This window comes from Tundrisphaera lichenicola (genome assembly GCF_051175385.1).
Lineage (GTDB): Bacteria > Planctomycetota > Planctomycetia > Isosphaerales > Isosphaeraceae > Tundrisphaera > Tundrisphaera lichenicola.
Genome location: NZ_CP195106.1, coordinates 1,270,051 through 1,282,015, shown reverse-complemented (window position 1 = coordinate 1,282,015; position 11,965 = coordinate 1,270,051). Strand labels below are relative to the sequence as shown.

Genomic DNA, 11,965 nt, shown 5'->3' with positions numbered 1-11,965 from the left:
GCTCCCGATGGCATCATCACACTACAAACGTCGTAAGCGATCGATGGTCCGCAATCTCTGGGTCTATCGACGGCTCGTCGCCGTGGCGATCGTCCTGGGCCTGATGCTCTGGTTCGTCCTGACCAATAACGAGCAGGTGAACATCGCCTTCCCGTTCGGCCTGGGGACGTTCCAAAGTACGACCGGCCTGGTGATCTTGCTCAGCTCGCTGGTCGGATCGCTGGTGACGGCCTTGACGATGACCTTGATCTGGGCGATTCGCCGAGGGCGGGCCGATCGCGACGATTTGCCCGCCGATCCCCCGGGAAAGTCACCGATCCTGGACGAGTTGCCCCCGCCCGACTATGCGGCGAAAACCGGCGACGGGATCGCTCGGGACGCTCCTTGGACCTGAAGCTCGAAGATGATGAGGAGGGTGGGTAGAGATGGCAACCGGCCGCAGCCGACTCCTCGGACTCCTGACCGCATTGGCGACCTGCGCCCCGATCGGCTGCGCCCAGTCGGGCCCGCTGGCCTCCCGGAACTCGATGCTCGGCTCGCTCAAGACCAGCGTTAGCCAGCTCGAGTTCGACAACGAGAAGCTCCGCACCGAGGTCGCCGAGTTGAAGGCCGATAACGCCCGACTCGACACCCAGCTGGCGCAGGAACGCGACGCCAACGGCGAGATCACGGCCCGGCTCGACGACGCCAAGGACCTGCTCCGACGGTCCGGCGGCGATGTCCAAGCCCTGGCCACGCCCTCAAAATCGTTCCAGGACGACGATATCCCCCCCCCGGTCCGTCGGACCCGAGGGGGACGCAAGCCCCCCTCAGCCAGCATCCCCCGGTCCCAGTCCGAACCGTTCGAGGATCAAGGCTTCGACTCCGGTTCGAGCAATCGCCCCATCGATCTCGGCCCGGCCGCCAGCGAAGGCGACGACCGATGGCTTCCCGTGGCCCGGGGCCTGGGGGCGAGGCCCAGCCGCCGCTGAGCGTTCATTCCGGGAACATATCTTTTTCCGGGACCACCGAGGCTTCCCAATCCGTTAAGATCGGACCCGGCCCGATCGCGGCACCCGACCTCGGTAACGAAACCATCACGTAAATTCCCCGCCGCGACGGGCCCGGGAATGAAACTGCCATGTCCGCCGTCGATCCCAACCCGCGATCGGAGCCCGGCCTGCTGCGCAGGACGATCCGCCACCGCCTCGTACCGATGTTTTGCTTATGGTTGGCCGGTACGATCGTCCTGTGTGCCGCCTCTCTCAGATACATTCGCCCGTACTACAGGGCGACAAGTCTGATCCAGGTCTCGGAACCGGCCGAGGACCTTTATGGGGTTCGCGGCGATGATGAAAATATGGCCGAATCCCTCAACACGCTGGTCCAGTTGATCCGAAACCCCGGCGTCCTTCAGGCGGCGGCAGCATCCCCCAAGGCGTCGTCCCTCCGGTTTATCCAGGAATCCCGCGACGTGGTCATTGATTTGGAGACTTACCTATCAGTTCGGGTTATCCCCACGACTTCGCTGATCGAGGTCTCGATGACCTCGAATGAGTCCTACGAGGCGGCTACCCTGGTGAATGCCGTGGTCGACGCCTTCATGAATAGCAACAAGTTGTTGGCGAATGCCGGCAAGAAGTCCCAGATTGACGCGCTCCAGGAATACAAGAAAGGGCTCGAGGAGAAGTCGGCAGCCATCGAGGCGAAATGGCGGTCCCTGGTTGGCAAGGGGAATGCCGACCCGCAAGTCGTGATCCGGGATCAGGCGAACGATGAGGAGGGTGCAGCACGAACAGTCTCGCTGGACATCTTCCGAGGACTTGAGCACGAACTTTTCTCCGTATCGCTCGCGTTGGCCGAGGCCGAGGCCAACCTTCGGTTCCTGACCGATGCCTCGACGAAAACCGAACAGGCTCCCGCCTCGCCGGCGACTGCGGCGACGTTGATCGCTGAGGTCGATCTGCGACTCAAGGCGAATGGCGAACTCGGCGAACTGGCCGCTCGATTGAAGGAAGCCCGGGATCATCGCGAAGAACTCGCCGCGAAGGCCGAACCCGAAGACCCGGCCCTGGTGGAAGCCTCCCAGAAAATCGAAGCCCTTCTCTTTGAATATGACAAGGAATTCGCGGGGAAGGCCAAGCCCCTCCTCGACGAGTCGGCCGAAGCGACAGATCGGGCGAGCGAATTGAAGGAGGCTCAAACCCGCGTCCGACTCCTGAAGATCAAACAGGAGACGCTCCGGGCTCAATTCGATCGGCTCGAAGTCAAGAATCAGGATCAGACTGCGGATACGGTCAGCATCGCGATGGTCCTGGAAGAGAGAGAGAGTCTCAGGGCGATGCAGGAGGCGGTTAACAAGCGGATCGAGCAGTTCACCTTCGAGTCGAAGGGCGAGGCCCGGATCTCGGTGGTCGATCAGGCCACTCCGCCGGGAAAGCCATACGTGTACAGGGGGGCTAGTTTTTTAGTCATGGTCGCATTATTCATGCTGCCAATCTCCTTCACCTTCTTCTTGATGGTCGAGGCGCTCGTCGGACGACGACGAGACCCGTTCGCCGAGGTCTGACTCGTGCCCGCCCCGGCGTCCTGGTAAAATGCCGGACCCGCCGGGGCGTCCCGGCTCGATCGAGGCCAAGGAAGTCCCGCCGTGCCCACCGAACTGCCGCTGCTCGCGATCTTCGACCATGACGGCGTCCTGGTCGATAGCCTGGATCTCCATCAGCGGGCCTGGGTCGAGATGGGCCGACGAGGCGGCCTGCCGATCACCGCCGAATTCGTCCGCGAGACCTTCGGGATGACCAATCCCGCCATGTTCCGCCGGCTCCTGGGCGACTCCCTGCCCGAGGACGAGCTTGATCGTCACTCCGAGACCAAGGAGTCCATCTACCGGGATCTGGCCCGAGGCCAGATCACCCTGATGGCCGGAGTCCGAGATCTCCTGGGCCGTTTGAAGGCGAGCAGATACCGGCTGGCCGTCGGGACCAGCGGGATCCGGCCCAACATCGACCTGACGATCGAGACCTGCGGCCTCGAAGGCGTCTTCGACGCGATCGCCTCGGCCTACGACATCACCCGGAGCAAGCCCGACCCCGAGGTATTCCTCGTCGCCGCCAGGAAGGCGGGCATCCCCCCCGAGCAGTCCGTGGTCTTCGAAGATGCCGTCGTGGGGATCCAGGCCGCCAAGGCCGCCGGGATGAAGGCCGTGGGAGTTACCACACACCACCCGGCCGCCTCGCTCTTCGAGGGCGGGGCCGACCTCGTGGTCGATCACCTCGACGGGTTCGATGTCGAGGGGTTGACCCGATTGATCCTCGACGGCAAATGATCGACGAATTGTCATGAGTCAAGCCGCCATGAAACGGGTCGCGATCCTGGGTGCGGGGGGGATGGGCACGGCCCTGGCGTTGCTGTTCGCCGGCCGAGGCCTGGCGGTCCAACTCTGGGCCAGGCGGCCGGAGGACGCCGACGAGATCGCGCGGACTCGGATCAATGCCCGGCACCTGCCCGGGGTCTGGCTCCCTCCGGGGATCGGTATCACCTCGAACGCCTGCGACGCCACGGCGGCGGCCGATCTGATCGTCGCGGCGATCCCCTCGGCCTACCTTCGGGCCACGCTCCGAGGCCTGGCCGATCGGATCCCGGCGGGGGTCCCGATCCTGAGCGTGATCAAGGGGATCGAGGTCGGTACGCTCGCCCGGCCCAGCCGGATCATCGTCGAGGCGATCGGGCCGAGGCCCGTGGCCGTCCTGAGCGGGCCTAGCCACGCGGAGGAGATCGCCAAGGGGCTGCCGGCCTCGGTCGTGGTTGCCGGCGAAGACGAAGGGCTGAACGCCCGGGCTCGCGACGCCCTGAACGGCCCCTCCTTCCGGGTCTACACCAACCCCGACGCCATCGGCGTCGAGCTGGCCGGGGCCATGAAAAACGTCGTGGGAATCGCCGCCGGGATTTGCGACGGGCTCGGGTTCGGGGATAATGCCAAGGCCGCCTTGCTGACCCGAGGCCTGGTCGAGATGGCCCGGTTCGGCGTCGACCAGGGGGCGAGCCTCTCGACCTTCTACGGGCTGGCGGGCGTGGGCGACGTGGTGACCACCTGCTACAGCCCGTTCGGCCGGAATCGGTCGGTGGGCGAGAATCTGGGGAAAGGCCGGAGCCTCGACGAGATCCTGGCCAACATGGCCAACGTCGCCGAAGGAGTGCCCACTACCCGGAGCCTCCACGAGTGGGCGGCCCGTCGAGGGATCGCGATGCCGATCACCGACGAGCTGTACCGGATCATGTTCGAGGGCAAGTCCCCCCTGGCCGCCGTGACCGATCTGATGGACCGCGACCCGAAAGACGAATGGCAGCCATGACCTCCCCCCTGCCCGACAAGTGCGGCATCGCCTTCAAGGAGTGGGCCGGGGTCTGCGACGCGCTGGCTCGGGGAAACCAGAGCCTGATCCTCCGCAAGGGGGGCGTGGCCGAAGGTCCGGGAGGCTTTCACCCCGATCACCCGGCGTTCTGGCTCTATCCAACCTACGTTCACCAGGCCGAGCAAGGGCTCCGCATCCCCCCGGCCTTGATCGAGGACCCCACGCCGGGCTCGGTCGCCATCGACACCCTGGCCCTGGTCGAGTGGACGGGACGGGTCGATCGAGAAGACCAACTGGGAGCGATCGCCGACCTCCACGGCTGGACCGAGCGGACGATCCGGGACCGGTTCCACTACCGGACTCCGGGGCTCTGGGCGCTGGGAGTCCGGATCTTCCGCCTGCCCGAGCCGTTCCGGGTTTCCGTCACGCCGGAGCAGCTCGGTTGCAAGACCTGGGTCCCCCTGGAATCCCCCTTGCCGACAATCGCCCTGGCTTCGGTCATCGAAGACGGCGAGTCGCTCCGGCGCCTCGACCGGCTCCGCTCGACCCTGGATTCGACGTTGATTCGCGATCGATCATGACCGTGGACTTGCCGAGATCCTCACCCTGATTGGCCATCGATCCATTCTCCTCATTCATCCGTCGGCGGCCGGGATCGCCCTGAAATCCCGGATCGCGAAGGAAGGTGGCCCTGTGCTGGAAGACATCCGAGACTGCCCGGGGACGATGGCACTGGCAGCGTCCTGGGTCCTGGTCTTCGCGCTCTGCCAGGTGGTCCAGTTGCAGCACCGGGAGATTCCCGTCACGAGTTCGGTCGGCCCACTGCCGGTCGCCTTACCGGTCGCGCACCGGTTCGGCGACATGACCTGGTCCGAGGTCCGCCGGGGCGAGCCCTGGCGGCTGGTCACGGCCACGTTCGTCCACTACAGCCTGCTGCACCTGGGGATGAATACCCTGAGCCTGATCATGCTCGGGCGGTTGATCGAGCCCTGGTACGGGCCCGGCCCCTTCCTCGGGATCTGCCTGACCATCGGAGGGCTTGGGAACCTGACCGGCGGGCTCCTCCGGCAACTGATCGCGATGGCCCGACCCTGGGTCATCTCATCGGCGGCGGGTCGGCACTGGCCGGGGCTCTACGACCGCTTCTTCCACGTCGGCCCGGATGGACCGTCGGACATCCCCTCGGGAGGCGGCTCGACGATCATCCTCGGACTGATTGGGCTGGCCGCGGTGGTCGGTTGGCGATCCCGGACCCGGATCGGTTCCTACCTCTCGAAGCAGATGATCACGCTGCTCGGGTTCACGGCGATCCTGGGGGTGGCCTTCTTCAATCTGATCGACAACTACGGCCACACGGGCGGGGCCATCGTCGGGGCCGCGCTCGGGTTCGTGCATCGGCCGATCCTCCGGGCCGTCGAGCGGAAATCGATCCGGAGGCTCAGCTGGTTCGCCGTCGGCGCGCTCATGACCGTCTGCCTCGCGGCCGGGGTCCGCGACGACCGGGCCGAGCAGTCGGTCCAGCAACGCTTGATCGACGTCATCCGGCGTGGCCAGGCCACCGAGCAGACCTTATTCGACCTGGAGAAGCTTTACACCTTCCACGGCCGGAGGATCCTCAGCTCGCCCGAGTTCCGCGACCCGTTCCATGAACTGGACGCTCTGGCCATGCTGGACCTCCTGGCCAAAGGCCCGAAAGTCACCCTGCCCGCCGAACCCGACCCCGCCCAGGTCGCCCGAGAACGGGCCGAGATCGACGCGATCCTGGAACGGCTGGGGCAGACGGACGGCCCTCCGCCCTGGGACGAGGCGACCGCCGCCAATCTCGATCGACTCCGGTCCCTCGGCCTGGCCTCGCTCCAGTCGGCGCCCAACTATCCGCAGGCCTACGAGTTCGTGGTCTGCTATCGAGCCGCCTTCCAGGCCCTGGCCGCCGACCTGGCCCGATCAAAGGCGGAACTCCGGGAGATCGACCGATTAGCGAGAGCCGTCCGGTGAGCCGCGGGTAATGGCCGAGGACTGATGCGGAACTCCCGAGATTGGGCGGTCAAACTTCCCGCCAAACTCCCGTGATCGCCCATCCGTTCCTCGTCCATCCCGGATACCCTCTCAATCCACCGGCCCGCAGGCCTGCCAGGCTCCGGCCCGGTGGCGGGGTCGCCCGCTCTTGCGTCGGAGGGCCTCGACGAAGTCGCTCATCGAGCGGACCTCGCCGGAGAACTCGGTGTAATAGCAGCCCACCGCGTCGGGTACGTGGCCGTCGCTGGAGCCGGTCGCCCCCATCGGATGGAGCTTCAGGAGGGCCTCGGTCTTGCTCCGGGTCTCCGGGGAGACATTATTGCTGACCAGTTCGAGGGCGTCGAAGGCAGGCCCGTGCGCGGCCACGAGCGCGGTGAAGTCCTGATCCCACCGGAACGGGTGGGCTCCGACGACGGCGGCCGTGTGAGCCCTGGCGATCTTCAAGAGGTCGGCCAGCGGGATCCCGGGCTCGACGTCCTTCAGGTTGGGCAGGCCGTAGACCAGGAAGTGCCCCTCCAGGGCCGAGACCTCCACGCCCGAGAGGACGACCAGGCCGTCGGCCGCCGCGTTCAGGTCGGCCAGCTCTCCCGGCTCCCACTGGTAGTCGTGGTCGGTGATCACCACCGCGTCGAGGCCGGCCAGGCGGGCCCGCTCGACCAGGACCTCGGGCTTGATATCACTATCGGGCGAGTGGCGGGACGTATGCACATGGTGATCGATCTTCGCCATGATTCGAGGCTGCTCCGCGTGTGTACTGCTCCCTTTTAGAGGCTTCAGACTAAGCCCCGAAGGCCCCCGATGTCGAGGCCAACCCTCCCCCAGGAGAACCGGCGAAGGAGGCAGACTCGGTCCTAGGAATCGCCCGTCCGACGTTCTATCATCGGAGGTCGAGGCCGTCGACAACCCCCGAAGGGCCCTCGACGGTCGTGCCATTGCCCCACCCTGAATCTTCCCCTGGCCGAATCGAAGGAGCCCCGCATGAGGTCCGCACGCCTTGCCGCCTTCGCTCTCCTGCTCGCCCTGCCGGGCCTGTCGAGGGCGGACAGCCTGTTCTACCTCAAGGATGGCGACCGCGTCGTGTTCTACGGCGACAGCATCACCGACCAGCGGCTCTACACCACGTTCGTCGAGACCTACGCCGTCACCCGCTTCCCCAAGCTTAATCTCACCTTCGTCCACTCGGGATGGGGCGGCGATCGCGTGACCGGCGGCGGTGGCGGGCCGGTCGACGTCCGGCTCGAACGCGACGTCGAGGCCTACAAGCCGTCGGTGGTCACGATCATGCTCGGGATGAACGACGCCAGCTACCAGCCGTTCCGCGAGCCGATCTTCAACACCTATGCCGACGGCTACAAGCACATCATCGAGAAGCTCAAGGCCGACGTGCCTAACCTCCGAATCACCGTCATCAAGCCTTCTCCCTACGACGACGTGACCCGGGAGCCTAAATTCCCCGAGGGCTACAACTCGGTCCTGGTCCGCTACGGCGAGTTCCTCCAGAAGCTCGCGGACGAGGCGAAGCTCGACGTGGCCGACCTGAACACCTCGGTCGTCGAGGCGACCAAGAAGGCGTTCGCCAGCGATCCCAAGGGGGCCGAGAACCTGAACAAGGATCGGGTCCACCCCGGCCCCGGCGGCCAGCTCCTGATGGCCGAGGCCCTGCTGAAGGCCTGGAACGCCCCGTCCGTCGTCTCCTCGGTGACGATCAACGCGTCCGAGGGGAAAGTCACCGCCTCCGACAAGGCCGAGGTCTCCGACCTGACCGTCAAGGACGGCGTGATCCGCTGGACCCAGCTCGACGAAGCCCTCCCCTTCCCGATCAACCTGAAGGACGAGGCCACCGACTTGGCCGTCCGCTCCTCCGACGTCGTCGAGGCGCTGGACCAGCAGATCCTCAAGGTCGATGGGCTGGAGTCCGACTACACGCTGACCATCGACGGCGAGAATGTCGGGACCTTCGGCAAGGACCAGCTCGCTCAGGGAGTCAATCTGGCCGTCCTGGCCACCCCGATGAGCGAGCAGGCCAACAAGGTCCACGGGCTGACCCTCAGCCACACGGGCCTCCACCAGATGCGATGGAGGACCGTGCAGGTTCCCTACCAGGCGACCAACTCACCCAACCTGGCCAAGGCGATCGAGGCCCTCGACGCCCTCGAAGCCGAGATCATCGCCGAGCAGAAGGCCGCCGCCCAGCCGAAGCCGCACACCTTCGAGCTGAAGCCGAAGGCGTAATTCGATCTCCCCGAATCGGCCTATCTCGCCCCGAACCAGCCCAATGGCGGCCGGTTCGGGGCGAGTTCGATCCGGGGGATATTCATCGTTCTGCACGCCGATAGCGGAGGGTCTCCCCCCCATCCCGCCTTGACACCCTCGCCCGCTTCCCGTAGGACGTTCTCGAAATACCGACCTTCTCGCCGATTTCCAGGGAGGGAAACGATGGCGACCGTCTCGTCGTTGCAGGATGAAGTCGACGCGATCCGCTGGTGGCATTCGATCGACCTGGGGGACGGCGTCGTGACCCGAGGGGGTTACGACACGAAGGAGACCCTCAAGAAGGTCGCGATGCCCGATGACCTCTCGGGCTGGTCGGTCCTGGACGTCGGGGCCTGGGACGGCTTCTACTCGTTCGAGGCCGAGAAGCGAGGGGCCAGCCGCGTGGTGGCCCTGGACCACGTGGTCTGGAATGACCCGACCGTCGGTCGCCACGGATTCGAGCTGGCCCGGCGGACGCTCGGGTCGAAGGTCGAGGACGTGGATTGCGAGGTCCACACGATCACCCCGGAGCTGGTGGGGGGGACCTACGACCTGGTCCTCTTCCTGGGCGTCCTGTACCACGTCCATCACCCGCTCCTGGCCCTCCAGAGGGTGGCCAGCGTCTGCGATAAGATGCTGATCCTGGAGACGCACGTCGACCTCGAAGAGACCTCGCGCCCAGCCCTGGCCTACTATCCCGGGACCGAGTGCGCCAACGACCTTTCGAACTGGTTCGGCCCCAATTCCGCGGCAGTCGAGGCGATGCTAAAGACGGTCGGATTCCGGACCGTCAAGCGGGTCTGGTCCCACCTCGACTCGAAGCAGAATCCCGTCGGCTACAAGATCGTCGGCGGCGAGAAGAGCCAGTTCGGGCGGGCGATCTTCCACGCCTGGAAGTGATCGCAGGCCCTCGGTCGCCCGAGGGGATGAGGAGCCGATGTCGACCCTGATCGTCCTGTCGGCCCTGATCCTCATCGTGGCGATCCTGCACGATGGATTCGAGGTCATCCTCCTGCCTCGACGGGTGAGCCGAGGCCTCCGGCTGGCCGGCCTTTTCTACATGACTTCCTGGCCATTCTGGCGGACCGCGACCCGGCTGGTCCGCAAACCGAAATCGCGGGAAGTCCTGCTGAGCTGGTTCGGCCCGGCGTCGGTCCTCGGGCTCTTCCTGCTCTGGGCCGTCGGCCTGATCTTCGGCTTCGCGGCGATCCACACGGCCCTGAAGACCCCGATGAACACCCCCGCCGCCCAGGTACCGGAGCACGGGGACTACCTCTATTTCAGCGGCGTCACCTTCTTCACATTAGGCTTCGGCGACATCTCGCCGACCCGACCGCTCGGCCGGATGCTGGCCGTGGGCGAGGCGGGGTTGGGGTTCGCCTTCCTCGCCGTGATCATCAGCTACGTCCCGGTCTTCTACCAGGCATTCTCGGCCCGAGAGATCACGATCTCGCTCCTCGACGCCCGGGCCGGGTCGCCGCCCCGAGCCTCTTCCTTGCTGACCCGGATCGGTTCATCCCGGAATTTCGAGACGCTCGACCGCTACCTCCAGGAATGGGAGCGATGGTCGGCGCAGGTCCTGGAGGGCCACCTCTCGTTCCCGCTCCTGAGCTACTATCGGTCGCAGCACGACAACCAGTCCTGGCTGTCCGCGATCACGATGATCCTCGACGCCTCGACCCTGGTCATCGCCGGGGTCAAGGATGTCGACCTCCACCAGGCCCAGCTCACCTTCGCGATGTCCCGGCACGCGGTCGTCGATATCGCCCAGGTCTTCCGGGTCCGCCCCACCAATCCCGCTTCCGACCGCCTCCCGCCCGAGGCTCTCACACGACTCCTGGGCGAACTCCGAAAAGCTGGGTTCGAGGTCAGCGATCCCGGGAGCGTCGAGGCCAATCTCGCCGAACTCCGGCAACTCTACGAGCCGTTCGTCGCCGGTCTCTCGGACTATCTCCTGCTGCCCCTCCCGCCCATCTGGGCCGAGGCCGCGTCCGTCGACAACTGGCAGACCAGCGCCTGGATGAAGCGAGCCAGCGGGATCGGCCGGTTGGCCCAGGCCGTGCCCGACGACCACGACGATTAAACCCGACGAGCTTTCCGGATAAGCATCTTCCGGCCATCGAACCCAGCGGTTAGATTCGATCCGAATCGCAACCCGGAGTCATTCGCATGAGATTCTCGATCGGGCGGCTGATGTTGCTGGTCGTGCTAGCGGCGAGCAATCTGGTGGCTTATCGATTTCTCGACCAAATCCAGTCTCGCCGCGATTTTCTCGTCCTTCTCTTCCTGGGCGCAATGCCCATGATCGACATGCTACTGATTGCACACTCGTTCAAGAAACCGGAAAGTCGTTTCCTGTCCGGCTTCGTCCGAGCCGGGTGGATGGCCCTGAGCTGCTACGTCCTAGTTGCGGCGATCTTCGCCGAACCGATGATCAGAGGAGTGGAGTCTCTTGGCAACTTGATTTTCGGCGCAGGCCCTTTCTCGCTCGTGATGCTCTCGCTTCTCTTCCTATTCTGGTTCTCCTGCTATACGATCCCCCAGGCCCTGCTCGCCACGATCGCGGGCTGGTTGAATCGGGATTATCGGATCCGAATCCTGGTCGAGCGTCGCCCGGAATCGGGCTCGATTCCGACCGCGTGACTTCCGCCGACTTCAGGGCGCGAGCCGCTCGATCTTCCATCCCCCTTCGGCCGTCTTCCGGTAGATGACCCGGTCGTGGAGTCGGCTCCTCCGCCCTTGCCAGAACTCGATCGATGCGGGCACGACTCGATATCCCCCCCAGTGAGTGGGCCGAGGGATCTCGCCGTCGGGGAACCGGGCCTGGATCGCCTCCAGATCCGATTCCAGAAAAGCGCGACTGGGCACAACCCCGCTCTGGTTCGAGACCCAGGCCCCCAGCTTCGAGCCGGTCGGTCGGCTCCGGAAATAGTCGTCCGACTCGGCCTCGGTGGCCCGGATCACTGTCCCCTCGATCCGGACCTGACGCTCCATCGACTGCCAGAAGAAGACCATCGACGCCAGCGGGTTGGCCGCGATCTCGGCCCCCTTCCGGCTCTGATAGTTCGTGAAGAAGGTGAACCCGCGCTCGTCGAACCCTCTCATCAGGACGATTCGGGCGGAGGGCCGGCCCTCGGGGGTCGCCGTGGCCACGGTCATGGCATGGGGCTCGGCGATCCCGGCGGCGGTGGCCTGCTCGAACCAGAGGTGGAACTGGCGGATCGGGTCGCGGTCGACCGACGACTCGTCGAGGCTGGACTGTTCGTAATCGTGACGATCGTGGATCGACGGCATGGCTCGGAGGACTCCCGGATCGGAACGGGCCGGGGGGCGATCCCGGCCGGATGGTCCGAGTTTACCAA

Annotated in this window: 13 protein-coding genes; 11 read left to right on the top strand and 2 right to left on the bottom strand. The window is 65.6% G+C overall.

Annotated elements, in window-relative coordinates; all coding sequences use genetic code 11:
- Nucleotides 1–7: 7 nt before the first annotated feature.
- From P12x_RS04975 to P12x_RS04945, 7 genes are all read left to right on the top strand, one after another.
- A complete protein-coding gene (locus P12x_RS04975; RefSeq protein ID WP_435009748.1) occupies nucleotides 8–394 on the top strand; it encodes a lipopolysaccharide assembly protein LapA domain-containing protein in 387 nt (128 codons plus the stop codon).
- Nucleotides 395–425: 31 nt separating this feature from the next.
- Complete coding sequence (locus tag P12x_RS04970) at nucleotides 426–971, top strand: hypothetical protein (protein ID WP_435009747.1); 546 nt, start codon at nucleotides 426–428, stop codon at nucleotides 969–971.
- A 149-nt stretch (nucleotides 972–1,120) separates the two neighbouring features.
- A complete protein-coding gene (locus tag P12x_RS04965; RefSeq protein ID WP_435009746.1) occupies nucleotides 1,121–2,548 on the top strand; it encodes a hypothetical protein in 1,428 nt (475 codons plus the stop codon).
- Nucleotides 2,549–2,629: 81 nt separating this feature from the next.
- On the top strand, nucleotides 2,630–3,307 hold the full coding sequence (locus P12x_RS04960) for an HAD family hydrolase (RefSeq protein ID WP_435009745.1): 678 nt from the start codon (nucleotides 2,630–2,632) through the stop codon (nucleotides 3,305–3,307).
- A 13-nt stretch (nucleotides 3,308–3,320) separates the two neighbouring features.
- Nucleotides 3,321–4,334 (top strand): NAD(P)H-dependent glycerol-3-phosphate dehydrogenase, encoded by a 1,014-nt coding sequence (locus P12x_RS04955; RefSeq protein ID WP_435009744.1) that lies wholly within the window; start codon nucleotides 3,321–3,323, stop codon nucleotides 4,332–4,334.
- Nucleotides 4,322–4,915, top strand: a complete 594-nt coding sequence (locus P12x_RS04950; RefSeq protein ID WP_435009743.1) for a DUF1802 family protein — start codon at nucleotides 4,322–4,324, stop codon at nucleotides 4,913–4,915. The genes P12x_RS04955 and P12x_RS04950 overlap by 13 nt, the downstream gene beginning before the upstream one ends.
- 145 nt (nucleotides 4,916–5,060) lie before the next feature.
- The gene (locus P12x_RS04945; protein WP_435009742.1) at nucleotides 5,061–6,329 is read left to right on the top strand and encodes a rhomboid family intramembrane serine protease; all 1,269 of its coding nucleotides are present in this window, start codon (nucleotides 5,061–5,063) and stop codon (nucleotides 6,327–6,329) included.
- Nucleotides 6,330–6,440: 111 nt separating this feature from the next.
- Here the strand turns inward: P12x_RS04945 and P12x_RS04940 are convergent, their stop codons facing one another.
- Nucleotides 6,441–7,079 carry a PHP-associated domain-containing protein gene (locus P12x_RS04940; RefSeq protein ID WP_435009741.1) on the bottom strand — a complete coding sequence of 213 codons (639 nt, stop codon included), beginning with the start codon at nucleotides 7,077–7,079 and terminating at the stop codon, nucleotides 6,441–6,443.
- Nucleotides 7,080–7,328: 249 nt separating this feature from the next.
- Here P12x_RS04940 and P12x_RS04935 point away from each other — a divergent pair, with 249 nt between their 5' ends.
- From P12x_RS04935 to P12x_RS04920, 4 genes are all read left to right on the top strand, one after another.
- Nucleotides 7,329–8,582 (top strand): SGNH/GDSL hydrolase family protein, encoded by a 1,254-nt coding sequence (locus P12x_RS04935; protein WP_435009740.1) that lies wholly within the window; start codon nucleotides 7,329–7,331, stop codon nucleotides 8,580–8,582.
- 204 nt (nucleotides 8,583–8,786) lie between these two features.
- Nucleotides 8,787–9,503 carry a class I SAM-dependent methyltransferase gene (locus tag P12x_RS04930; RefSeq protein WP_435009739.1) on the top strand — a complete coding sequence of 239 codons (717 nt, stop codon included), beginning with the start codon at nucleotides 8,787–8,789 and terminating at the stop codon, nucleotides 9,501–9,503.
- Between the two features lie 37 nt (nucleotides 9,504–9,540).
- Nucleotides 9,541–10,686 carry a potassium channel family protein gene (locus P12x_RS04925; RefSeq protein WP_435009738.1) on the top strand — a complete coding sequence of 382 codons (1,146 nt, stop codon included), beginning with the start codon at nucleotides 9,541–9,543 and terminating at the stop codon, nucleotides 10,684–10,686.
- A gap of 86 nt (nucleotides 10,687–10,772) precedes the next feature.
- Nucleotides 10,773–11,246 (top strand): hypothetical protein, encoded by a 474-nt coding sequence (locus tag P12x_RS04920; protein ID WP_435009737.1) that lies wholly within the window; start codon nucleotides 10,773–10,775, stop codon nucleotides 11,244–11,246.
- Nucleotides 11,247–11,258: 12 nt separating this feature from the next.
- On the opposite strand, the gene pdxH is transcribed toward P12x_RS04920, so the two are convergent.
- Nucleotides 11,259–11,897, bottom strand: a complete 639-nt coding sequence (gene pdxH, locus P12x_RS04915) for a pyridoxamine 5'-phosphate oxidase (RefSeq protein ID WP_435009736.1) — start codon at nucleotides 11,895–11,897, stop codon at nucleotides 11,259–11,261.
- Nucleotides 11,898–11,965 lie beyond the last annotated feature (68 nt).

Bases quoted from the DNA above. Each gene is read 5' to 3' on its own strand.
- P12x_RS04975 (WP_435009748.1), top strand. From the start codon at position 8: ATGGCATCATCACACTACAAACGTCGTAAGCGATCGATGGTCCGCAAT.
- P12x_RS04970 (WP_435009747.1), top strand. From the start codon at position 426: ATGGCAACCGGCCGCAGCCGACTCCTCGGACTCCTGACCGCATTGGCG.
- P12x_RS04965 (WP_435009746.1), top strand. From the start codon at position 1,121: ATGTCCGCCGTCGATCCCAACCCGCGATCGGAGCCCGGCCTGCTGCGC.
- P12x_RS04955 (WP_435009744.1), top strand. From the start codon at position 3,321: ATGAGTCAAGCCGCCATGAAACGGGTCGCGATCCTGGGTGCGGGGGGG.
- P12x_RS04950 (WP_435009743.1), top strand. From the start codon at position 4,322: ATGGCAGCCATGACCTCCCCCCTGCCCGACAAGTGCGGCATCGCCTTC.
- P12x_RS04945 (WP_435009742.1), top strand. From the start codon at position 5,061: ATGGCACTGGCAGCGTCCTGGGTCCTGGTCTTCGCGCTCTGCCAGGTG.
- P12x_RS04940 (WP_435009741.1), bottom strand. From the start codon at position 7,079: ATGGCGAAGATCGATCACCATGTGCATACGTCCCGCCACTCGCCCGAT.
- P12x_RS04935 (WP_435009740.1), top strand. From the start codon at position 7,329: ATGAGGTCCGCACGCCTTGCCGCCTTCGCTCTCCTGCTCGCCCTGCCG.
- P12x_RS04930 (WP_435009739.1), top strand. From the start codon at position 8,787: ATGGCGACCGTCTCGTCGTTGCAGGATGAAGTCGACGCGATCCGCTGG.
- P12x_RS04925 (WP_435009738.1), top strand. From the start codon at position 9,541: ATGTCGACCCTGATCGTCCTGTCGGCCCTGATCCTCATCGTGGCGATC.
- P12x_RS04920 (WP_435009737.1), top strand. From the start codon at position 10,773: ATGAGATTCTCGATCGGGCGGCTGATGTTGCTGGTCGTGCTAGCGGCG.
- pdxH (WP_435009736.1), bottom strand. From the start codon at position 11,897: ATGCCGTCGATCCACGATCGTCACGATTACGAACAGTCCAGCCTCGAC.